Origin of the sequence: Eggerthella sinensis (assembly GCF_003339815.1) — a bacterium.
GTDB lineage: Bacteria > Actinomycetota > Coriobacteriia > Coriobacteriales > Eggerthellaceae > Eggerthella > Eggerthella sinensis.
This window is the reverse complement of sequence record NZ_PPTT01000012.1, coordinates 61,658-84,151: the sequence shown is the minus strand read 5'-3', so window position 1 is coordinate 84,151 and position 22,494 is coordinate 61,658. Positions and strand designations below refer to the sequence as shown.

At 66.5% G+C, this 22,494-nt stretch carries 22 protein-coding genes; 19 read left to right on the top strand and 3 right to left on the bottom strand.

Features of this window, described 5'->3' with window-relative positions:
* Nucleotides 1–27 precede the first annotated feature (27 nt).
* Nucleotides 28–474: a hypothetical protein gene (locus C1876_RS08395; RefSeq protein ID WP_148044549.1), complete on the top strand. Its 447-nt coding sequence runs from the start codon at nucleotides 28–30 to the stop codon at nucleotides 472–474.
* 154 nt (nucleotides 475–628) lie between these two features.
* Nucleotides 629–880, top strand: a complete 252-nt coding sequence (locus tag C1876_RS08390) for a GlsB/YeaQ/YmgE family stress response membrane protein (RefSeq protein ID WP_114546273.1) — start codon at nucleotides 629–631, stop codon at nucleotides 878–880.
* Nucleotides 881–941: 61 nt separating this feature from the next.
* Here the strand turns inward: C1876_RS08390 and C1876_RS08385 are convergent, their stop codons facing one another.
* The 3 genes from C1876_RS08385 to C1876_RS08375 form a co-directional block, all read right to left on the bottom strand.
* A complete protein-coding gene (locus C1876_RS08385) occupies nucleotides 942–1,979 on the bottom strand; it encodes a DUF4179 domain-containing protein (protein WP_114546272.1) in 1,038 nt (345 codons plus the stop codon).
* Complete coding sequence (locus tag C1876_RS08380) at nucleotides 1,963–2,463, bottom strand: RNA polymerase sigma factor (RefSeq protein ID WP_114546271.1); 501 nt, start codon at nucleotides 2,461–2,463, stop codon at nucleotides 1,963–1,965. The genes C1876_RS08385 and C1876_RS08380 overlap by 17 nt, the downstream gene beginning before the upstream one ends.
* A gap of 98 nt (nucleotides 2,464–2,561) precedes the next feature.
* Nucleotides 2,562–3,533: a helix-turn-helix transcriptional regulator gene (locus C1876_RS08375; RefSeq protein WP_114546270.1), complete on the bottom strand. Its 972-nt coding sequence runs from the start codon at nucleotides 3,531–3,533 to the stop codon at nucleotides 2,562–2,564.
* Nucleotides 3,534–3,720: 187 nt separating this feature from the next.
* Here C1876_RS08375 and C1876_RS08370 point away from each other — a divergent pair, with 187 nt between their 5' ends.
* The 17 genes from C1876_RS08370 (at nucleotide 3,721) to C1876_RS08295 (ending at nucleotide 22,490) form a co-directional block, all read left to right on the top strand.
* Entirely contained in the window at nucleotides 3,721–5,307 is a 1,587-nt protein-coding gene (locus C1876_RS08370; protein WP_114546269.1) for a YfcC family protein, read from the top strand.
* Between the two features lie 246 nt (nucleotides 5,308–5,553).
* Nucleotides 5,554–7,074, top strand: coding sequence for an MATE family efflux transporter (locus C1876_RS08365; protein ID WP_114546268.1), 1,521 nt, complete (start codon nucleotides 5,554–5,556; stop codon nucleotides 7,072–7,074).
* A 283-nt stretch (nucleotides 7,075–7,357) separates the two neighbouring features.
* Nucleotides 7,358–9,271: an NADH-quinone oxidoreductase subunit 5 family protein gene (locus tag C1876_RS08360; protein ID WP_244910091.1), complete on the top strand. Its 1,914-nt coding sequence runs from the start codon at nucleotides 7,358–7,360 to the stop codon at nucleotides 9,269–9,271.
* An 18-nt stretch (nucleotides 9,272–9,289) separates the two neighbouring features.
* Nucleotides 9,290–10,159 (top strand): complex I subunit 1 family protein, encoded by an 870-nt coding sequence (locus C1876_RS17965; RefSeq protein WP_244910088.1) that lies wholly within the window; start codon nucleotides 9,290–9,292, stop codon nucleotides 10,157–10,159.
* Between the two features lie 13 nt (nucleotides 10,160–10,172).
* On the top strand, nucleotides 10,173–10,616 hold the full coding sequence (locus C1876_RS08355) for an NADH-quinone oxidoreductase subunit B family protein (RefSeq protein WP_114546267.1): 444 nt from the start codon (nucleotides 10,173–10,175) through the stop codon (nucleotides 10,614–10,616).
* 3 nt (nucleotides 10,617–10,619) lie between these two features.
* Complete coding sequence (locus C1876_RS08350; protein ID WP_114546266.1) at nucleotides 10,620–11,306, top strand: NADH-quinone oxidoreductase subunit C; 687 nt, start codon at nucleotides 10,620–10,622, stop codon at nucleotides 11,304–11,306.
* 1 nt (nucleotide 11,307) lies between these two features.
* Nucleotides 11,308–12,396, top strand: a complete 1,089-nt coding sequence (locus tag C1876_RS08345) for a hydrogenase large subunit (protein ID WP_114546265.1) — start codon at nucleotides 11,308–11,310, stop codon at nucleotides 12,394–12,396.
* A 7-nt stretch (nucleotides 12,397–12,403) separates the two neighbouring features.
* Nucleotides 12,404–12,760 (top strand): 4Fe-4S binding protein, encoded by a 357-nt coding sequence (locus C1876_RS08340; RefSeq protein WP_114546264.1) that lies wholly within the window; start codon nucleotides 12,404–12,406, stop codon nucleotides 12,758–12,760.
* A gap of 231 nt (nucleotides 12,761–12,991) precedes the next feature.
* Nucleotides 12,992–13,645 carry a CDP-alcohol phosphatidyltransferase family protein gene (locus C1876_RS08335; RefSeq protein WP_114546263.1) on the top strand — a complete coding sequence of 218 codons (654 nt, stop codon included), beginning with the start codon at nucleotides 12,992–12,994 and terminating at the stop codon, nucleotides 13,643–13,645.
* Between the two features lie 243 nt (nucleotides 13,646–13,888).
* Nucleotides 13,889–15,940 carry a VanW family protein gene (locus C1876_RS08330; protein WP_244910087.1) on the top strand — a complete coding sequence of 684 codons (2,052 nt, stop codon included), beginning with the start codon at nucleotides 13,889–13,891 and terminating at the stop codon, nucleotides 15,938–15,940.
* Between the two features lie 8 nt (nucleotides 15,941–15,948).
* Nucleotides 15,949–17,259, top strand: a complete 1,311-nt coding sequence (locus C1876_RS08325) for a phenylacetate--CoA ligase family protein (protein WP_114546305.1) — start codon at nucleotides 15,949–15,951, stop codon at nucleotides 17,257–17,259.
* The gene (locus C1876_RS08320; RefSeq protein ID WP_114546261.1) at nucleotides 17,256–17,684 is read left to right on the top strand and encodes an ACT domain-containing protein; all 429 of its coding nucleotides are present in this window, start codon (nucleotides 17,256–17,258) and stop codon (nucleotides 17,682–17,684) included. Before C1876_RS08325 ends, C1876_RS08320 begins: the two co-directional genes overlap by 4 nt.
* Nucleotides 17,677–19,077, top strand: coding sequence for a D-alanyl-D-alanine carboxypeptidase family protein (locus tag C1876_RS08315; protein WP_114546260.1), 1,401 nt, complete (start codon nucleotides 17,677–17,679; stop codon nucleotides 19,075–19,077). Before C1876_RS08320 ends, C1876_RS08315 begins: the two co-directional genes overlap by 8 nt.
* A gap of 24 nt (nucleotides 19,078–19,101) precedes the next feature.
* Nucleotides 19,102–19,542 carry an FHA domain-containing protein gene (locus C1876_RS08310; protein WP_114546259.1) on the top strand — a complete coding sequence of 147 codons (441 nt, stop codon included), beginning with the start codon at nucleotides 19,102–19,104 and terminating at the stop codon, nucleotides 19,540–19,542.
* A 125-nt stretch (nucleotides 19,543–19,667) separates the two neighbouring features.
* Entirely contained in the window at nucleotides 19,668–21,431 is a 1,764-nt protein-coding gene (locus C1876_RS08305) for a thiamine pyrophosphate-dependent enzyme (RefSeq protein WP_114546258.1), read from the top strand.
* Nucleotides 21,424–22,059, top strand: a complete 636-nt coding sequence (locus C1876_RS08300) for an indolepyruvate oxidoreductase subunit beta (protein WP_114546257.1) — start codon at nucleotides 21,424–21,426, stop codon at nucleotides 22,057–22,059. Before C1876_RS08305 ends, C1876_RS08300 begins: the two co-directional genes overlap by 8 nt.
* On the top strand, nucleotides 22,056–22,490 hold the full coding sequence (locus tag C1876_RS08295) for an ACT domain-containing protein (protein WP_114546256.1): 435 nt from the start codon (nucleotides 22,056–22,058) through the stop codon (nucleotides 22,488–22,490). The genes C1876_RS08300 and C1876_RS08295 overlap by 4 nt, the downstream gene beginning before the upstream one ends.
* Nucleotides 22,491–22,494 lie beyond the last annotated feature (4 nt).

Here is a 22,494-nt window from a genome sequence, read left to right as displayed (position 1 = left end):
ACGGTGCGAGCGAGGGGGTGCGGGTCCGTGGATTCGAGGCTGAAGAGGGGCGGGGCGGCGGTCTTGGCTGCCGTGGCGGTGGCGCTCTTGCTGCACTGGTTTGGGCCCTCGTGCACGACTTCGAACGAAACCATGACGGTGAACGGCGACCATCTGCTCATCGAGGGGGACTTGAAGAACTGGAGCGGTAAGGAGGCGAACTTTCTCGTGGTGTACGACCTTTACGGGGCGGACGGCGTGTGGCTCGGAAACGCGGTGGGCATGGCGTTCATGGTGGGGTCGGGGGAGACCGGCCGCTTGTACGCGTTCGGGACCGATGTCGTCGTGGACACGCCGCTCGTCGACGATGCCCCTCCTCCGTACGACGTTCTGATCGCCATGGGATCGGGCGAGGACGGCGACGGCGTGCGCTTCGAGAACGCGGGGCTCGTGACTCGCTTCCGGCTTAAGGGCGCGGTGTCGATGGCGTTCTGAGCGGCGGCAACCTTTCGGGGAGGCATCCGCTCGGTTTCATGCGAAACAACCCGCCAACAGGGGGCATACGGGTTGTCGGGATGAGGTGTGCTGAGCCGTCCGCTCGTCTATCCTTGGGTGCATCAACCATTGGTTCTTGCGGAAAGGAACGAATATGAGCATCATCGTATGGATCATCATCGGCGGCTTGGCCGGTTGGATTGCGAACATGATCATGAAGACGGACGGCAGCCTCATCAAGAACATCGTGACGGGCATCGTCGGCGCGCTCATCGGCGGGTTCGTCATGAGCTTCTTCGGCGCGGCGGGCTTCACGGGATTCAACCTGTGGTCGTTCCTCGTGGCGCTCATCGGCTCGGTGATCTTGATCGCCGTCATCAACGTGCTGACGGGCAAGCGCGCCTAAGCGCAGCGCTCGGTACTGCACGACGGAGGCCGGGAGCGGTGAGCTCCCGGCCTCCGTGCGTCTAGGGCATGGGTATCTCCACGTCCCCCACGGTAACCGAGACCACGGAATCAAGGTCGATCACGCGATCGAACATGAGATCGGCTTGCACGAGGGTTGCCCCGTGGTCGTTCACGGCCCCTCCGGACGGCACCTCGATGATGGTGCCGTCGCGCAGGTTCACCTTGGTTGGAACGGTCGGAGAGGGCGTGCCTTTGAGCTCTCCGGTTTTCTCGTCCTCTTGCACGAACGTCGCGTCCACGGTGTACTCGACCACGACCGAGATGGGGGAAATGGTCACGGCCTGGATGGATACCGTCGAGCCGTCGACGCTCGTCGTCTGCCCGGCTGGCAGGCTCACCGACGTATCCTCGTAGTCGATGACGAAGCTCATCTCCCACGTCCCTTCGGCAACCGTGTGAGTCGGGTTCGGCGTTCCGTTGAACTCCAGCTTGTCGGCCAAGAGGTCGTGCAGATCGGCATGCATGGTTTTGCCGATGAGCGAGCCGCTCTGCATGCCCAACTGCTTCTTGACGACGCATTGAATGGCGTTGTCGGATGGATCGGCATCGTAGAAATAGTACTCGGGGGCATACTTTGAGTTTCCCGCGCGGAACGGATGCGCTCCGTCGAAGGCAAGCCGGTACGGTTCGTTCAGAAAGACGTCGATGTTCTCGAACGCTTTCCCGTCGTCTCGCGCGATGCTGAACACCACGGCGCAGTGCGCCTGGTCGCCGATGATCGCGTCGGCCGTGATCGTGACGCCGTTGGAGGTGGAGCGCGCGCCGACGGGGCGACCGATCTTGTCGATGACCTCGGTTTGCGCGGGAGCTCCGGCGAACAGATCGTCCACGAATTCGCCCACTTCGACGAAGCCTGTCGCGTATGCGGTGCAGCCGGCTACGAGGGCGAGCGTCGCCGCGGCGGCGGCCACGAGCGCGTAGCTCCTGCGGCGCCCCCGCGCGCTCCCGCCTGCAGCCGCCACGGCGCGCGCGAGCCGCCGCTTCGCCTCGGGGGAGAACTGCAGCTCGTCGAGCGCGTCCCTATAGTCCCTGTCCATCGTCAGCTCCTTCCAGCGTCGCGCGCAGCTTCTTGCGTCCGCGGCTCAGGCGCGCCGCCACGGCGTCCTCGGTGCTCTCGGTCATGGCCGCGATCTCGCGCGCGGTGTAGCCTTCGTAATAGTGGAGGTAGAGCGCGGCGCGGTACGCCTCCGGCAAGCCCATCACGGCCTCGAGCACGGGGCTGTCGGGCGGCTCGGGGGCTGTCGGCTCGGGCGCGGCCTCGAGCTCCACCGTCGTGCGCCGCCACCCGCTGCGCAGCACGTCCTTGCAGGCGTTCGCCGTCGCGCGGATCACCCACGCGCGCTCATGTTCGGCGCTCTCGAACGGCGCCTCGCGCTTCAGCAGCTTGATGAGCACGTTCTGGCAGATGTCCTCGGCGTCGTGCGTGGACGCAAGGTAGGTGTAGCTGAGCCGCAGGATGAGGTCGGCGTAGGCGTGCACGAGCCCATCGGCGTGCGAGGTGTCCGATCGCGTTCTGCGCATAGGGTGTCCGTTTCCGTCGTCCGCGGCCCGCCGTTGTTCGCCGCGTCACCAACAATACGAACGAGCGTGCCGAATCCTGACACGCCGGGCGAAATCTTCTACGAGAATTCCCAGAAATCCTGGATGAGCTCCTTGCGGTTCGACCGCTCGGCCTTCTGCAGGATGTGGTGCATGTGCACCTTCACGGTGCTCGGCGCAAGGTGCATGGCGGTGGCGATGTTCTGGTTGTCCTTGCCCAGCAGCACGAGGCGCAGCACCTCGGCCTCGCGCTTCGACAGCTGCCGCGCGGCGCCGTACGGCACGAGGTTCTGGTCGATGAACGTCTCGAGCGACGGGCCGCCCTGCGTGGGAGGCTCGGCGCGGCGCAGCGACAGGCTCTTCCAGGCGCTCATGCACGCGGCGAAGGCGCAGCATAGCACGAGCAGGTTCTCGGCGAAGTTGCGCTCGGGGAAGAACGGCAGCGGAGACGAGCCGGCCAGCTGCGGGCCCACCACGAGTAGGAGCACGACGTTCTCCATGAGCACGAGCGTCACGAGCACCCACAGCGCCACGTACAGCACGCGATGGCGCCGCATGCGCAGCCGCTTCACGTCGTCGCGCGTGCCGATGTAGTTGACGGCGATGTAGGCGAGCATCCAGTACAGCAGCAGCGCGCGCATGCTGTAGAACAGAAACATCTGCAGGCTGCCGGGCTCCGCGAACAGGAGCACCGCGACGCTGCCCGCCACGAATGCCGCGCCGGGCACGAGGCGCATGGCGAGCCGCTGCTCCTTGATATACTCGCAAATCGCCAGCCAGAACGACACGAGCGTGCCGCCGCCGATGACGATGGAGGCCACGGGGCTGCCGATGAAGAACGGCATGGAGGACAGCTCGGCCGCGCGCTGCATGAGGAAGTCGTCCTGGAACACGAGGGCCACGTCGAAGAAGTAGAACAGGAAGCCGGCGAAGGCGCAGGCGTAGGTGCGGTTGCGCGTGACAAGGTAGGAGGCGAGGCACGTGGCCGCCGTCAGAATGACGGCCAACAGCACGATGAGCGTGTAGTAGAAAAGCCCGAACCCTATATCCATAAGCACCTCGCAGTCGCCGCCAGCACCTCGACCAGTATAGGCGATTGTGCGCAGAATGCCAGCTCAAACGCCCCTACACCCGAAATACACCCACCTCTACCACCGGGATAGGACTGGGCGCGCACCCCACCCACGCGACACGATGGCCCCAACGTTCAACGCCGCGCCACACGAAAGGGGACCGCGCATGACGACGGAAGCAACACTGCCAACCACCACCGCACTGCCCAAGGAGGAGCCTCCCAAGAAGAAGCGAAAGCTCAGTTTCCCCACCGCGTTCACCATCCTGTTCGCCCTCACCATCATCGCCGTCATCGCCACGTGGTTCGTGCCGGCGGGCCAGTACGCGAAGCTCGCCTACAACGCCGACGCGGGCACGCTGCAGATCACGAGCCCCCAGGGCGCGGTGAGCGAAGAGCCCGCCACGCAGGAGACGCTCGACGCCATCGGCGTGAACATCGGCATCGACCAGTTCACCTCGGGCGCGCTGTCGAAGCCCATCTCCGTCCCCAACACCTACGAGCGCCTCGAGCAGCAGCCCAAGGGCATCGCCGACATCACGGTGAGCATGGTGTCGGGCACGGTGGAAGCGGCCGACATCATGGTGTTCATCCTCGTGCTGGGCGGTCTCATCGGCGTGGTGAACGCGAGCGGCGCGTTCGAGTCGGGCCTCATGGCGCTTACGAAGAAGACGAAGGGGCATGAGTTCCTGCTCGTATTCCTCGTGAGCGCCCTCATGGTGCTCGGCGGCACCACCTGCGGCCTCGAGGAGGAGGCCGTGGCGTTCTATCCCATCCTCGTGCCCATATTCCTGGCCCTCGGCTACGACTCCATCATCTGCGTCGGCGCCATCTTCCTGGCCGGCTCCATGGGCACGACGTTCTCAACCATCAACCCGTTCTCGGTGGTCATCGCCTCGAACGCCGCGGGCGTGAACTTCACGCAGGGCATCGAATGGCGTATCGCGGGCTGCATCGTGGGCGCCATCGTGGTCATCGCGTACCTGTACTGGTACAGCCGCAAGATCAAGGCGAACCCGGCGTTCTCCTACACCTACGAGGACCGCGAGAAGTTCGCCAAGCTCTACAACGTGGAGACGGGGGAGACCAAGGAGGCGAAGCGGACCGGCTTCACCCTCAAGAAGAAGGCCATCCTCGTGCTGTTCGTGGCGGCGTTCCCCATCATGGTGTGGGGCGTCGTGAGCCAGGGCTGGTGGTTCCCGCAGATGGCCGCATCGTTCTTGGCCATCGCCATCATCATCATGTTCCTGTCGGGCATCGCCGAGAAGAAGGTGGTGGACGCGTTCATCCACGGCGCGTCGAGCCTCGTGGGCGTGTCGCTCATCATCGGGCTGGCCCGCGGCATCAACCTCATCATGGAGCAGGGGCTCATCTCCGACACGCTGCTGTACTGGTCGTCGGGCCTCGTGCAGGGTATGACCGGCCCCGTCTTCATCATCGTCATGATGTTCATCTTCTTCCTGCTGGGCTTCGTGGTGCCGTCGTCGTCGGGCTTGGCCGTGCTGTCCATGCCCATCATGGCGCCGCTGGCCGACACCGTGGGCATCCCGCGCTCGGTGGTGGTGTGCGCCTACCAGTGGGGCCAGTACGCCATGCTGTACCTCGCGCCGACGGGCCTCGTGCTCGCGACGCTCACCATGTTGGACATGAAGTACTCGAAGTGGCTCAAGTTCGTCTGGCCCATGGTATTGTTCGTGCTCATCTTCGGCGGCATCCTGCTCGTGGCGCAGGTGCTCGTGTACGGCGCCGCCTAGCAGCTTTTCCCATGCCATATTCGGGGCGTCCCCCTGTCGGACAACAGCGGACGCCCACCCTCTCGGGGAGCGCTGTTCGCCATGCGCTCCCCGTCGCGTTTCCTGCGGCTTGTGATCGGCTCGGCGCTCACGTATACTGGCTGCCAGGACAAACCGGAAGACCAACGAGCATGCGACCGGCGAACGGCGCGCTTCGGCGCGAGGGTTCGCGGGCCGCATGTTCTGCACTTTGGAGCGAAACGAGCCATGCGGAGAAACGAAACGAAAACCGAGCTCACCGAGCAACCCGAGCAGCCCGACCTCGTCGGCAGGGAGCCGGCGGCGTCCGCCGCCCCCGCCAAGGGCGATAAGGGCGACCAGAAGATCGACCGCATGGGCACCGAGAGCACGTTCAAGCTGCTGCTCGAGTTCTCCATCCCGGCGGTGGTGGGCGTGCTCGTGCAGATGCTGTACAACGTCATCGACGCGGTGTACGTGGGGCATGCGGTGGGCGCCGACGGCCTGGCCGCCACCACGGTGGCGAACCCTATGATGACGGCCATGGTGGCCGTGGCCATGCTCGTGGGCGTGGGCGGCAACGCGCTGGCCGCCATCAAGCTGGGGGAGCGCAAGAAGGAGGTGGCCGAGCGCGTCGTGGGCAACAGCTTCGTGCTGCTCCTCATCGCCACGGTGCTGCTGTGGGCGGTCGCGGTCTTCGCGCTCGAGCCCATCCTGCGCTACTCGGGCGCCGACGACGCCGTGCTGCCGCTCGCGTCGGACTTCATGACGGTGATCATCGCGGGCTGTCCCTTGCAGTTCATCGCCTTCGGCATGAACAACTTCATCCGCACGGCGGGCCATCCCAACCGCGCGCTCGGCTCCATGCTCATCGGCACGGGCGCGAACGTGGTGCTGGGCTACCTGTTCATCATCGTGCTCGACGGCGGCATGCGCGGGGCCGGCCTGGCCACCGTGTGCTCGTGGGCGCTGTCGGCCGCGTTCGTCATGCAGTTCTTCCTCAAGAAGAACTCGCCCATGCCCCTGCGCCGCCCCTCGCTCGTCATCGACCCGCGCACGGCGCTGCGCATCTGCGCGCTCGGCATCGCGCCCTCCATCATGGAGCTGGGCTACGCCGTCTCGTCGATGATCGAGAACAACCTGCTGGTGCTCTACGGCGCGGCCGACGTGCTGGGCGTGGACGGCGCGCTCGCGGTCATGCGCGTGCTGTCGGCCGTGGGGCTGTTCACGTTCATGCCGGCCATGGGCATCGCCATGGGCGCGCAGCCCATCATCGGCTACAACTACGGCGCGCGAAAATTCGACCGCATGAAGCGCGTGCTCATGCAGGCCATCGCGCTGGGCATCGCCATCACCACGCCCCTGTGGGCCACGGTCATCCTCGCGCCCGATATGTACGCGCACCTCTTCGGCCTGCCCGAGCAGTACATGGGCGAGACGGCGTGGGCGCTCGTGCTGTACCTCATGTTCATCCCCATCCTGCCCATCCAAACCATCGGCTCGAACTACTTCGACGCCACGGGCCAGGCGGTGAAGGCCACGGTGCTCACGCTCACGCGCCAGATCCTCTTCCTCATCCCGCTGCTCATCTTCTGCCCCGTGGTGCTGCCGCACCTGCTGCCCATCACGGCGCTTGAAAGCGTGTGGCTCGCGCCGTCCATCTCCGACATCACGTCCACGTTGCTCGTGGCGGGTTTTCTTGCACTTGAATGGCGGCGGCTGCGCAAGCTCGAGGCGAAAGAGGAGATGAAAGCCCTGCAACAGCCATAGGGGCAGCCTATTGCACCATTCAAGTTATGCACGTGCACAATAACGTAGGCCATCGGAAACGATCCTGCAACAAACGGGAAACAATGAGCCGTTAGCCCAACGCAAAAGACCGTTGGGCCTGTCCGCATTCACCGTTTGCACCCTTTTACCGAGCAATAACCTCCGGAGTTGCCGTGCCGTTCGACGGCTCGCTTTTCTCTGGTAGAGTGGCGGCGCGGGCATTCTTGCTCGCTTTCATTGTTCAAGTGCAATCGGTAAAGGTAAAGGGGGAAGCTACGTGGCTATGCTCGGGTTTTTAATCCTTTTCCCGCTGGTTGTTGCCGGCATTCTGCTTGTCGTGCGCAACAACCGAGCGCGAAATGTGATTGTGGGAGCCTCCGCTCTCGTCATTGGGCTGGCATCGGTGTGGCTGGTGGTGTCCTATCTGGGAGCTCCGTGGATTACGTATGAGTTCTACTCCCCGGTAGTCGACTACATCTGTATGGCCGTCAGCGTGCTCATCGCCATCGCCATCCTGTTCTTCGGCATCAAGTACAAGAACGTGTGGGCCTGCGTGCTCGCCGCCGTGCAGGTGGTCGGCTCGCTCGTGTTCGAGTTCGGCTTCGCCCACGACATCCTCGTGACCGAAGGCCTGTACCTCGACTCGCTGTCGCTGCTCATGGCGTTCATCATCGGCGTCATCGGCTCCGGCATCTGCGTGTACGCGCTCGGCTACATGGAGGACTTCCAGGCGCACGAGCCCGAGGGCGCGAAGGACCGTCGCCCGACGTTCTTCGCCCTCATGTTCGTCTTCTTGGCCGCGATGTTCCTCATCATCTTCTCCAACAACATGATGTGGATGTTCACGGGCTGGGAGATCACCACGGTGTGCTCGTTCCTGCTCATCGGCTACACCCGTACCGAAGAGGCCATCAAGAACGCGTTCCGCCAGATCATCATGAACATCCTGGGCGGCATCGCCTTCCTTTTGGCCTTGTACGTCATGGCCATCCAGTTCAACACGCTGTCGTTCCTCGAGTTCCTGCAGATCGGCATCGCGAACCCCGGCGTCGTGGTGCTGCCGGTGACGGCGCTCGCGTTCGCCGGCCTCACGAAAGCCGCGCAGATGCCGTTCCACACGTGGCTGCTCGGCGCCATGGTGGCGCCGACGCCCACCTCGGCGTTGCTGCACTCCTCCACGATGGTGAAGGCGGGCGTGTTCCTGCTCGTCAAGCTGGCCCCCATCATGCTCGCGTGCCCCGTGCCCTCGGTCATGGTCATCCTCGTGGGCGGGCTCACGTTCCTCTTCTGCTCGTTCATGGCCATCTCGCAGTCCAACGCGAAGCGCGTGCTGGCGTACTCGACCATCGCGAACCTCGGCCTGATCGTGGCCTGCGCCGGCGTCGGCACGCCTGAAGCCGTGTGGGCGGCCACGTTCCTCGTGCTGTTCCATGCCATCGCGAAGTCCCTGCTGTTCCTCTGCGTCGGCACCGCCGAGCACCACATCGGCAGCCGCGACATCGAGGACATGGACCTCCTGTTCGAGCGCATGCCGCGTCTCGCGCGCTTCATGATGCTGGGCATCATGTGCATGTTCATCGCTCCGTTCGGCATGCTGCTGGCCAAGTGGGCCACGCTCGTCTCCTTCGCCGACACCGGCCAGGTAGCGCTCATCGTGCTGCTTGCGTTCGGCTCGGCCGCCACGTTCATGTTCTGGGCGAAGTGGCTCGGCAAGCTCTCCGGCATCGCCGCTCGTCCCGAGAACGTAGAGACCAAGGTGCACACGAGCGAGTGGATCGCCATCATGGTGATGGCCGTGCTCGTCATCCTGTGCTGCATCGGCTTGCCCGTCATCTCCTGGATGGTGGTGGAGCCCTACGTGTACAGCGTGTACGGCACCGTGGGCCAGGACATCGCGTCGTCCAACCTCTGGATCGCCTCGCTGCTGTCGGCGTTCATCGCGGTCGTGCTGTTCGCGGGCCTCGGGCGCAACAAGGCCAAGAAGGTGGACATCTACCTGGCCGGCGTCAGCCGCGACAACGCCGAGCGCACGTTCTCGAACTCGCTGTCCGGCGAGTCCACCGCCTCGGCGCGCAACTGGTACCTCGAGGGGCTGTTCGGCGAGAAGCGCATTTCGCCCTTCGGCACCGCCTGCTGCACCATCGTCATCGTCATCGCGTTTGCGGCAGCGGCCGTGGGCGTTCCGGGACTGTTCTAAGAAAGGGTGTGATTTGATATGACGTTGCTATTCGCTCTCATCGGCACCCTGGTGTTCGCCATTGTGGCCCCGGTTCTGGGTTGCCTGCTTGCCGGCCTCGACCGTAAGATCTCGGCCCGCATGCAGGGTCGCGTGGGACCCCCGCTGCTCCAGCCGTACTACGACGTGCGCAAGCTCATCGAGAAGGACAACGTGTCGGTGAACTCCACCGAGGGCACCTACGTCACGTGCGCCCTCGTGTTCACCCTCATCGCCGGCGGCATCTTCTTCTCCGGCGGAAACCTGCTGATGAGCGTGTTCGTGATCACGCTGTCGGCGCTGTTCTTCATCGTGGCCGCGTACTCCACGCGCTCGCCGTACTCCGAGATCGGCGCGAACCGCGAGACGCTGCAGGTCATGGCGTACGAGCCCATGGTGCTGTTCATGGCCGTGGCCTTCTACATGGCGGCGGGCACGTTCAACTCCGCCGGCGTGTTCTTCCTCGACGCGCCTGTGGTGACGAACATCTGGCTCGTGTTCCTGGGCTTCCTGTTCGTGCTCACCATCAAGCTGCGCAAGTCGCCGTTCGACCTGTCGTACTCGCACCACGCGCACCAGGAAATCGTCAAGGGCATCACCACCGAGATGAGCGGCAAGACGCTTGCGAAGGTGGAGATCATGCACTGGTGCGAGAACATCCTGTTCCTCGGCTGGACGGCGCTGTTCTTCATCTGGGGCAACCCCGTCTCCATCGTGCTCGCCTTCGTGGTGGTGGCGCTCGTGTACTTCCTGGAGATCTGGATCGACAACAACTTCGCCCGCGTGAAGTGGCAGGCCCTGCTCGCCTCGGCGTGGGTCGTGGCCCTCGTGGCGGGCGGCGTGAACATCGCGTTTATGGCGTACCTGTAAGGAGCTCACAGCTATGACGTATGCAACCAAATCACCGTGGGTCATCCACTACGACGGTTCCAGCTGCAACGGCTGCGACATCGAAGTGCTGGCCGCGCTGTGCCCCGGGTTCGATGTCGAGCGTTTCGGCATCATCAACACGGGCAACCCCAAGCACGCCGACATCTTCCTCGTCACGGGCAGCGTGAACGAGCAGAACATCAGCGTGGTGCAAGAGATCTACAACCAGATGGTCGAGCCGAAGGTGGTCATCGCGTGCGGTATCTGCGCGTGCTCCGCCGGCATCTTCCACGACTGCTACAACGTGATCGGCGGCGTCGACCAGGCCATCCCGGTGGACGTGTACGCGCCCGGCTGCGCCGTGCGCCCCGAGGCCATCATCGACGCGGTCGTGCAGGGGCTCGGCATCTTGGAAGAGAAGTCGAAAGCCCTGCAGGCGCAGAAGAAAGGGGCCTGACGTATGACGCTGAAAACCGAGTTCGTTCCCTTGACCCTCGAGGGCCTGCCCGCACTCGCGGCCGAGAAGAAAGCCGACGGATGGCGTTTCGTACAGATGCTGTGCGTGAACACCGAGGACGGCATCGACCTCATCTACTCGTTCATGAAAGACGGCGTGCTGGTCAACCATGAGATCAAAGGCGTGAAGAAGGGCACCCCCGTGCCGAGCGTCACCGACCAGTTCATCGCCGCGTTCGTGTTCGAGAACGAGGCGCACGACCTGTTCGGCGTGGACGTGCACGGCATCGCCATCGACTTCGGCGGCAACTTCTACGCGCTCGCGCAGAAAGAGCCCATGACCGTCATCTCGCCCGCGCAGAAGGCCGCCCGCGACAAGGCGGCGAAGATCGCCGCCGCCAAGGCTGCCAAGGAGCAGGCCGCCGCGGCAGGGGAGGGCGCCGAAGCGGCCGCCAAGCCCGCCGACGACGCCGCCGCCATGGAGGCCAAGCTGGCCGGCATGGATCCCGAGAAGGCCGCGAAGGTGCGCGCCGCCATGGAGGCCAAGGCCAAGAAGGAGGCCGCGGCGAAGCAGGCGGCCGCCGACGACAAGATTGCGAACCTCGACCCCGAGAAGGCCGCCAAGGTGAAGGCGGCGCTCGAAGCCAAGGCCGCCCGTGAGGCCGCGAAGGCAGAAAAGGAAGGTGAGTAGCATGGGAAAGGCGACCGTCATCCCGTTCGGCCCCCAGCACCCGGTGCTGCCCGAGCCTTTGCACCTCGACCTCGTGGTCGAGGACGAGACCGTCATCGAAGCGGTCCCGCAGATCGGCTTCATCCACCGCGGCCTCGAGAAGCTCGTCGAGACGCGCGACTACAACCAGTTCATCTACGTGGCCGAGCGCATCTGCGGCATCTGCGCCTTCGGGCACTCCATGGGCTACGCCGAGACCGTCGAGAAGCTCATGGGCGTCGAGATCCCCACGCGCGCCGAGTACCTGCGCGTCATCTGGCACGAGCTTTCCCGTATCCACTCCCACGTGCTGTGGATGGGCCTCGCCGCCGACGCCTTCGGCTTCGAGAGCCTGTTCATGCACTGCTGGCGTTTGCGCGAGCGCGTGCTCCACATCTTCGAGAAGACCACGGGCGGCCGCGTCATCTTCTCCGTCGTCAAGGTGGGCGGCGTGGTCCGCGACATCGACGACGCGCAGTTCGCCGAGATGAAGCGCGTGCTCGAGGGCATCAAGGACGACTACCGCCAGCTGTGCAACGCCTTCCTCAAGGACTCCTCGGTGAAGAACCGCACCGTGGGCGTGGGCTACATCAGCCACGAGGACGCGCTGGCGCAGAGCATGGTGGGCCCGTTCGCCCGCGCCTCCAACGTGAACTACGACGTGCGCATGCTGGGCAACGGCGGCTACGGCTTCCTCGACGACTTCCAGCCCATCCTCGACGGCCAGGGCGACTGCTACGCCCGCGTCAAGGTGCGCGCGCTCGAGGTGCTGCAGTCCATCGACATCATCGAGGAGATGATCGCGAAGATCCCCGCCGGCGACATCGCCGTCGACGTGAAGGGCTCGCCCGCGGCGGGCGCCGAAGCCGCCAACGTGGTGGAGCAGCCCCGCGGCGAGTGCTACTACTACGCGCGCGGCAACGGGTCGAAGTACCTGGAGCGCATGCGCATGCGCACGCCCACGTCGCAGAACCTGGCCGGCATGGCCACGGCGCTTGCGGGCTGCGACCTGGCCGACGTCAACATGATCGTGCTCACCATCGACCCCTGCATCAGCTGCACGGAAAGGTAGGAGGACCATGGGAAGCTTCAAGCTGGGAAAGATGACCTTCGGGTCGCTGTTCAAAAAGCCGGAGACGCTGCTGTACCCCGTTCAGACGAAGACGCCTCCTGCGGGCCTCAAGGGCCACGTGGTGAACGACGTCGATCGGTGCATCCTGTGCGGCATCTGCATGAAGCGCTGCCCGTGCTCCGCCATCACGGTGGACAAGGCGGCCCGCACGTGGTCCATCAACCGCTTCCGCTGCGTGCAGTGCGGCAGCTGCGTGCGCGAGTGCCCGAAGGACTGCCTGACCATGGAGCCCACGTACACGCCGCCTGCGGCCGAGAAGTACGAGGACACCTTCGAGGTCCCCGACACCAAGAAGACCGCGTAGGAATTCGCTCCTCCGCGTGAGAAAACCCCGCCTTAGCGGGGTTTTCTCGTTTCGGGCCGCCCGCTCCGTCACGGTTTCTTAAGATGGATGGAAAACCTGTTGAAGCAAGAAAGGGCGGCGGGGTTTCAGGGAAACCTGCTAAAATGGTGCACCATACAAGCATGCGCCACCGGGTCTGAGAACCAGGCCCGGTTTTTGCGTCGAGGGACGAGCGGAAGAAAGGGCAGCCGAATGACGAACAAGGATGCGAACAGCGGAGCCGAACAGGTGAGCGACCGCATCTTCACCGTGCCCAACCTCATCTCGTTCATCCGCCTGTGCCTCGTGCCCATCTTCCTCGTGCTGCTGTTCAACGGCTACGACGTCATGGCCACGTTCCTCTACGCGCTCGCCGCGGGCACCGACTGGATCGACGGGCAGATCGCCCGCCGCACGAACGCGGTGTCGAAGCTCGGGCAGCTGCTCGACCCGGCCGTCGACCGCATCCTCATGATCTCCGGCGTGTGCGGGCTGTTCCTCGTGGGGCGCCTGCCGCTCTGGATCATCCTCGTGGTGCTCGTGCGCGATCTGCTGCTGCTCGTGGGCGGCGCCTGCCTGCTCAAGCGCTTCCGCGTGCGCGTGCCCGTCATCTATCCCGGCAAGGTTGCCACGACGCTGCTGTTCGTGGGCTTCGCCGGCCTGCTGCTGAACTGGCCGCTTATCGGCGGCCTCGGCATCGTCGACGCGGCATGGCTGCCGGGCTTCAACGCGGCCGCCTGCTCGTGGGGCATCTGGTTCGTGTACGCCGGCCTCGTGCTGGCCCTGGCCACGACGGTCTACTACGTGGTGGTGGCCGTGCGCAAGGTGCGCGCCCTCAAGGACGCGTCGTCGGAGAGCGTCGGGTAGCGTATGGCCGATCGGACGCCGAGAGACCCGGACGCACGGCGCGCTCCCGCCTCCCAGCGCGACTCGTACGGACGCGCGCGTCCGTCGGGAGCTCCGGCACGCCGCCCGAGCGCGGCGCATGCGCCCGCTCGCCGTTCCAGCTCCGCTCCCACGTCGACGCCCTCCGGCCGCTCCGCTTCCGCGGGCTCGAAGCGCGCGAACGCGCAGCGCCCGCGCGACTCCCGCGCGTACAACGCGCCCTCCGTGTGGACGAAGGAACCTCCGCGCTCGAAGGCGTCCGGCGGCCCGGTGCGCCGCGTGCTCGCCGCCGTCGGCGGGGCGCTGCTGTCCGTGCTCCTGCTCGTCGGCAAGGGCCTCGGCGCGCTGCTGCGCGCCCTCGCCCGCCTCGTGTCGCGCAGCCGCATCGCGCTCGCGGCGGTGGTGCTCGCGGCCGTGGTGCTGGTGGGCGGCGCCGTGGACTTCGGCATGAACGCGGGCAAGGCCTATCCGGGCGTGCGCGTGGGCGAGATCGACGCCGCCGGCAAGACGGCCGACGAGCTGACCGCCCTCATCGATGCAACCTACGGGACGCGGCTCGCTGAGGGCGGCGTGACCGTGTACGCGAACGACGAGGCCGAATCCCGCATCGCCGACGAAACCGCCGCGGCGCAGGACGCCGCGCTCGCCGAGCAGCTGGCCGTGGAAGAGGCACGCGCGAACAAGCTGGCGTGGACGGCCGACGCCTCCACGCTCGAGGCGCGCGTGCCCGCCGCCGACCTTGCCGCCGAAGCGCTCGCCGTGGGGCGCGAGGAGGGCGGCGTGCTCGCGCGTCTGGGGGCGCTCTTCGCGGGGCGCGCGCTCGAGCCGCGCGCCGTCTACGACGACGAGGCGCTCGAGACGCTCGCGGCCGACATCGACGCCGCCATCGGCAACCCGCGTGTCGATTACGGCATCGAGGTGACCGACGGTGTGGCATCCGTCACCGAGGGCCATGACGGCACCATGCTCGACCGCGACGCGCTCAAGCGCACGCTCGACGGGATATTCCTCGCCGGCGACGGCCGCGGCTCGTTCGTGGCCCATGCCGAGTACGCGCCCCTGCGCGTGGACGAGGCCGCCGCGCGCGCCACCTGCGATGCCGTGAACGCCGCTATTTCCGACGGCGCGCAGTTCGCCTACGACGGCGCCGCCTGGAGCGCCTCGGCGTCCGACATCGGCGCCTGGGTGGGCACGCGCGTGGAAGGCTCGTCGCTCGTTCCGTTCGTGGACGAGGCGAAGGCGAAGCCGGCTCTGCTCGCGCACGTGGCGCAGGTGAGCAAGGGCGATCCCATCCACGCCACCTTCGAGGCAAACGACGCCGACGTGACCGTGCGCACCGACGGCACGGGCACCATCCCGCTCGCCGCCGAAGCCGTGGCGGCCTTCGACGCCGCGCTGTTCGGGGAGGGCGGCAAGGCCTTCTCGGGCGGGGACGCGCCGGTGGAGGTGAGCATCGGCGCGGGCCCCGCGCCCTCCGAGCTGCCGTTCGACGAGGCCATGGACCTCGGCATCATCGGCACCATCGCCAGCTACACCACCGAGTTCACCGTCGGCGCCGGCACCGAGAACCGCAACCACAACATCGCGCTCGTCTCCGAGCTGCTCAGCAACTCGGTGGTGAAGCCGAACGACACCTGGTCGTTCAACGGCACGGCGGGGGAGTGCAACGAGGAGCGCGGCTTCAAGGGCGCGGGCGCCATCATCGACGGCGAGTACGACGACGCCGTGGGCGGCGGCATCTGCCAGGTGGCCACCACCATGTTCAACGCCGTGTACGAATCGGGCTTCCCCGTGGTCACGCGCCACAACCACTCGCTCTACATCGGCAGCTACCCCACGGGGCGCGACGCCGCGGTCAGTTGGCCCGATCTCGACCTCGTGTGGGAAAACGATTCCGCCAGCGATGTTTTGGTGCGTCTTTCTTGTGTGGACGGGGCCGTAACCGCTACACTGTACGGAGTCGATCCCGGGTATCGGGTATCAACGGACACCGGAGCGTGGAGCGAAGGCGAGCACTATGCGACCAAGACCACGGTCGACGAGACGCTCGCACCCGGTTCAAGCTACGTCAAGACCCGCGGCACCGACGGACGCAGCATCACGGTCGTTCGCACGGTGAAAGGCGAGGACGGATCCATTCTGCACGAGGACGCATTCGGCTCCGTGTACGATCCGGTGACGGAAGTGGTGGTCGAGGGGCCGAAATCCACGGAGGACGACAAGGGCGACGCTGCGACGGCGGGTGGATCATCCGACGTCCCGAGCAATGAGAGGTGATTTCCGAGGTGTACTACCAGCCAGACATCGAGACCATGCCCCGAGAGCAGCTGCGCGATCTGCAGCTGGAGCGCATGAAGCAAACCGTGCAGCACGCCTACGACAACGTGGCGTTCTACCAGGAGTCGTTCAAGGCAGCGGGCGTTGAGCCCGGCGACCTCAAAACCCTCGAAGATCTGACGGACTTCCCGTTCGTCGTCAAGCAGGACATGCGCGACGCCTACCCGTTCGGGCTGTTCGCCGTGCCGCGCAAGGACGTGGCGCGCATCCACGCATCCTCCGGCACGACGGGGCAAGCCACCGTGGTGGGCCACACCGCCGAAGACCTCAAGAACTGGGGCGACTGCTTCGCCCGCGGCATCTACATGGTGAACGGCGACGCCGACTCCACCATCCAGGTGTCGTACGGCTACGGCCTGTTCACGGGCGGTTTGGGCGCGCATGCCGGCGGCGAGGCCGTGGGCTGCTCGGTCATCCCCACGTCGTCGGGCAACACGAAGCGCCAGATCCAGATGATGAAGGACCTCGGCACCGACATCCTCGCGTGCACGCCGTCCTACGCGCTGCTCATCGCCGACACGGCCATCGAAATGGGCTACGACCCGGCCACCGAGTTCAAGATCTCGGCCGGCATCTTCGGCGCCGAGCCCGCCTCCGAGAGCATGCGCGACGATATCCGCAAGAAGCTGGGCATCCAGTACTGCGACGTGTACGGCCTGTCCGAGGTCATGGGCCCGGGTGTGGCCATGGAGTGCGCCGAGTCGAACGGCCTGCACGTGGCCGAGGACCACTTCTACGCCGAAATCGTCGATCCCGACACGCTCGAGCCGGTGCCCGACGGCACGTACGGCGAGCTCGTGTTCACCACGCTCACCCGCGCGTGCTGCCCGCTCGTGCGCTACCGCACCCGCGACGTCACGCGCATCATCGCCGAGCCCTGCGCGTGCGGGCGCACCCACCGCAAGATCGACCGCATCGTGGGCCGCACCGACGACATGCTCATCCTGCGCGGCGTCAACGTGTTCCCGTCGCAGATCGAGCAGGTCATCGTCAGCTTCCCCGAGATCGCGGCGCAGTACCAGATCATCCTCACGTCCAAGGGCCCGCTCGATCACGTCGAGCTCGACGTGGAGACGGTCCCCGAGTTCCCGTTCGACGAGATCCGCAAGCTCGAGGACCTCAAGCGCTGCCTGGCGGGCGAGCTCAAGAGCAACCTGCAGATCGCCGTCGACATCAAGATCGTCGAGCCGAAGACCATCGAGCGCAGCGAGGGCAAGGCGAAGCGCATCATCGACCTGAGAGAAGGGAAGAAGGCATGATTTCGCAGCTGACCGTATTCCTCGAGAACGAGAAGGGCCGTCTCGCGGCGGCCTGCCGCGCCGTTTCCGACGCGGGCATCAACATGCATGCGCTCAACCTGGCCGACACGGCCGACTTCGGCGTGGCCCGCATGCTGACGGACACCCCCGACGCCGCGGCCGAGGCCCTGCGCGCGCAGGGTTACCGCGCCACCGTCACGCCGGTGCTCGGCGTGCGCGTGCCGAACGTGCCGGGCGGGCTCGCCTCGCTCCTCGAGTTCATGGACGAGCAGAACGCCAACATCGAGTACGGGTACTGCTTCTCCGTGAACGCGGAGACGGCCGTCGACGTGCTGAAGGTGGAGGGCACGGACGATCTCGAAGAGAAGTTGACCGCCGCCGGCTTCGAGCCGGTACGACCGGAGGATATCTATCGCATTGACTAATACGCTGACCCATACCCTCAACCGCACGCGCGCCCGGCTCCTGGCGTGCGTGCTCGCCTGCGCGCTTGCCTGCACCGGCATCGTCGCGCCCGCCACCGCCTTCGCCGACGTGCGCAAGGCCGACGTCGTCTACGGCCAAACCGTCGACGCGCGCGGCCTGGCCGTGGCGCAGTGCCCGAGCATCGACGCCGAGTACGCCATGGTCATGGGCTCCGACGGCACGGTGTACTTCGAGCGCAACGCCTCGAGCCCCACGCAGATCGCGTCCATCACGAAGATCATGACGGGCGTCGTGGCGCTCGACGCCGTGGCAAGCGGGCTCGTGTCGCTCGACACGCCCGTCACGGTGTCGGCTGCGGCCGCAAGCGTGGGCGAATCGTCCGCCGACCTGCAAGAAGGCGACGTCATGGACCTCGAGACGGCGCTCAAGGCGCTGCTCGTGCCGTCGGGCAACGACGCCGCCGTGGCCATCGCCGAGACCATCGGCCGTGCGATGGACGCGGGCGCATCCGATCCGGAGGCCGTGTTCGTGCAGGCCATGAACGACAAGGCGGCGGCGCTCGGCTGCACCGACACCGTCTACGAGAACCCGCACGGGCTCGACTTCGACGCCTACGAGGGCAACCTGCACAGCACCGCGGCCGACGTGGCCAAGGTGGTGCAGTACGCCATGACCAACGACACGTTCCGCGCCATCGTGGGCGGCGGCAGCACCGACATCCTCGTGACGCGCGGCGGCGAGAAGGTGGACATCTACCTGGAGACCACCGACGGGTTCTTCGACCTCTACGAGTACGCCATCGGCGTGAAGACCGGCGTGACGCTGCTGGCCGGGCCGTCGTTCGCGGGCGCTGCCAACAAGGACGGCCGCGAGCTGTACGCCATCGTCATCAACTCATCGTCCGAGGCGCAGCGCTTCGCCGACGCGAAGGCCCTGTGCGAGTGGGTGTACCAGCACGAGATATCCTACCAGCTGGCCAACAGCCCGCAAACCACCACGATGAACGGCACCGAGGTGCCCGTCGTGGCCGAAGTGGCGCACACGGGTTGGATCGACAAGACGGTGAAGGCGACGCTGCGCGACCCGCAGGCGGCCGTCACCATCTTCGACCTCAACGGCAACGTGAGCCAGTCGCTCGAATTCGACGAGCTGTCCGGCAACGTGAAGGAAGGCGACAAGGTGGGCACGATCACCTTTAAGCAACGCAACGCCACCATAGCCACCATGGACCTCGTGGCGTGCGAAGATGTGAGCGCGCCCGACTTCTTCGAAGGCGTGGGCGTGTGGTGGGATCGCCTGTTCCGCGGGTTCTCGGGCCAGCCGAAAGAGGCGCAGTCCGTCACCCTGAACGAGACGCCGCTCGTCATCGACAAGACCGCTTCCGCCGTCTGAGCCGGATAGCAGAGAGGATACGCCATGAGCACCATGTGCCCCGTATGCAACAACCCCATCGATCCGCAGGCGGCCGCCTGCCCGCGTTGCGGGTTCAAGCTGCTCGGTTCGACGCAGCGCTTCGAGCCCGTGTCGCTCGGCGACGACGCGCTGCCCGTGGACAGCGCGCCCCAGGCCGCCGCAGCGCTCCATGTGGTACGCGGGCCGCAGACCGGCGTGACCTACCAGCTGGGCGACGAGCCGCTGTCCATCGGCCGCAGCCCGCAGTGCGACGTGTTCCTCAACGACATGACCGTGTCGCGCGAGCATGCCGCGGTGGAGCCCTCGGAGGGCGGCTACGTCATCCGCGACGCCAACTCGTTCAACGGCGTGTGGGTGAACAACGACAGCGTGGAAGCGCGCCGTCTCGCCTCGGGCGACGTCATCCAAATCGGCGCGTTCTGCCTCGTCTACAAAGAAGAGTAGCGCTCGCTTGAGAGCATCGGTGCGCAACGCGCGCCGTTCGGCCCGGTTTTGATCGTTTGACCGGGGCGGGCGGCGCGCGTTGCCGTATAATTTCCCGTGGGTTATCAGATGAGAAGGGTTCGCTCATGGAATTGATGTCAGGCAACGAGGCAATTGCCCAGGGGGCATGGGAGGCGGGGGCGCATATCGGCGTGGCCTACCCCGGCACTCCGTCGACCGAAACGCTCGAAGCGTTCGCGAAGAAGGACGGCGTGTACGCCGAATGGGCCGTCAACGAGAAAGTGGCCGTGGAGGTGGGCATCGGGGCGTCGGCCGCCGGCGCGCGCGTGCTGACCACGATGAAGCACGTCGGCGTGAACGTGGCCGCCGACCCGCTGTTCACCGCCGCGTATTCGGGCGTCGGAGGCGGCTTGGTGGTGCTGGCCGCCGACGATCCGGGCATGTACTCGTCGCAGAACGAGCAGGATTCCCACTGGTACGCCCGCGCGGCGCACATTCCCATGCTCGACCCGGCCGATTCGGCCGAGGCGCTGCGCTACACGCGCGAAGCCTTCGAGCTGTCCGAGCGCTTCGACGTGCCGGTGTTCATCCGCTCCACGGTGCGCGTGTCGCACACGAAGACCCCGGTGGAGCCCGGAGCGCGCGAAGACGTGGCGCTCAAGGCCTACGAGAGCAACCCGGCGAAGTGGGTCATGATGCCCGCGTTCGCGAAGCCGCGCCGCAAGGTGCAGCTCGAGCGCATCGACGCGCTGCGCGCCTGGGTTGAGGACTGCCCCTACAACGAGGTGAAGCGCGGCGGCAGCGCCGTGGGCGTGGTGTGCGCCGGCGCGACGTTCATGCACGTGACCGAGGCGCTGCCCGACGCGTCCGTGTTCAAGCTGGGGTGCACGTGGCCTTTGCCCGAACACGCGCTGCGCGCCTTCGCCGACAGCGTGGATGCGCTCTACGTGGTGGAGGAGGCGTCCGAGTACCTGAACGAGAGCGTGCGGGCGCTCGGCATCGAGGTGGCGCCGTTCGCCGCGCCGCTGCCGCGCGACGGCGAGCTCACGCCGGGCCTCGTGCGCGCGGCGTTCGGCTACGACGCGCCCGCGCATGCGGACATGCCGGCCGGCATCCCCGGCCGCCCGCCGGCGCTGTGCGCAGGATGCCCGCACCGTCTCGTGTTCAAGGAGCTCGCGCGCATGAAGGCCGTCGTCACGGGCGACATCGGCTGCTACACGCTCGGCGCGCTGCCGCCGCTGTCGGCCATGGACACCACCATCGACATGGGCGCTTCGGTGAGCATGTCGCACGGCTTCGAGCTGGCGTGGGCGGGCACCGACCATCGCCCCGTCGTGGGCGTCATCGGCGACTCTACGTTCGCGCACTCGGGCCTGTCGGCGCTCATCTCCACCGTGTACAACCAGGGCGCGGGCACCGTCTGCGTGCTCGACAACCGCACGACGGCCATGACGGGCCGCCAGGGCAACCCCTTCAACGGCGAGACGCTGCAGAAGCGCCCCTCGCGCGAGCTCGATCTCGAGGGCGTCGTGCGCGCCATCGGCGTGGAGGACGTGCGCACCATCGACCCGAACGATGCGAAAGCCGTGCGCCGCGCGCTCAAGGAGGCCGTCGCCTCCGACGAGCTGTCCGTGCTCGTGTTCCGCAGCCCCTGCGTGCTCATCGACCGCATCCGCGAGACCCCCTACGCGGTGAGCGAGAGCTGCACGGCGTGCGGCGTGTGCTCGACGCTGGGCTGCCCGGCCATCGCGAAGGATCCGGCGAACGACCACGCGCTCATCGACGCCGCGCAGTGCATCGGCTGCGGCCAGTGCGCCCAGTACTGCGCCTACGGCGCCATCGTGCAACCCGCATCCGGATCTTCGTCGGAAGGAGGCTCCCATGAGTAACGCGACTACCGTGCTTCTGTGCGGCGTGGGCGGCCAGGGCACCATTCTCGCGGCCGACCTGCTGGCGCATGCCGCGTTGGAATCGGGCTACGATGCGAAGGTGTCCGAAATCCACGGCATGTCGCAGCGCGGCGGCGCGGTGACCACCGTCGTGCGCTTCGGCAAGGACCCCGTGCGCTCCATGGTGTCCGACGAGGGATGCGCCGACTGCGTCGTGTCGTTCGAGACCACCGAGGCCCTGCGCAACCTGCCCAACGTGCGCGAGGGCGGCTACCTGCTGGTGGCCGACGAGTCCATCCAGCCGCTGCCCGTGCTCATCGGGCGCGCCTCCATGCCCGAGGGCGCCTGCGAGCGCCTGGCCGAGGCCGGCGCCACGCTCATTCCGGCGAGCCAGATCGCAACTGAGGTGGGTTCGCCGAAGTCGGTGAACGTCGTGCTGCTGGGCGCGCTTGCCACGCGCCTCGACTTCGCGCAGGATGCGTGGGAGCGCGTCATCGCGCGCCGCGTGCCGCCGAAGACGGTCGAAGCCAACCAGGCGGCGTTCCGCGCGGGCCTCGCCTTCGCGCAGGGCGCGGCGTCGCAGCGTGCGGCCGCCGGCAGCGACGGGGAAGGGGCGCAGAGGGCATGAGCGTCCAGCAGATCAGCGTGTTCCTGGAAAGCCGTCCCGGTCATCTGCGTCGCGTGCTCGACGCGTTCGAGGAGGCCGGCGTGAGCGTGCGCGGCTACAGCGCCTCGGACACGGGCGATTACGGCATCGTGCGGTTCATCGTGGACGCGCCCGACAAGGCGCTCGCCGTGCTGCGCGACATGGGCGCCGCCGCCACGAGCTCGGACGTGCTGTGCGCGCGCCTCGACGACACGCCGGGCGAGCTCGCGCGCGTCATGGGCATCATGGCCGACTGCGGCATCAACGTGACGTACAGCTATTCGCTCATCTCCACCTACATCGCGCTGTCCGTGAAGGACCTGGCCCGCGCCGAGGAGCTGCTGGCGGCTAAGCCGGTGGAGCTCATCGGGCAGGACGATCTCGCGCGCCCCGTCACCGGCGAGGGTCGGTGAGCGA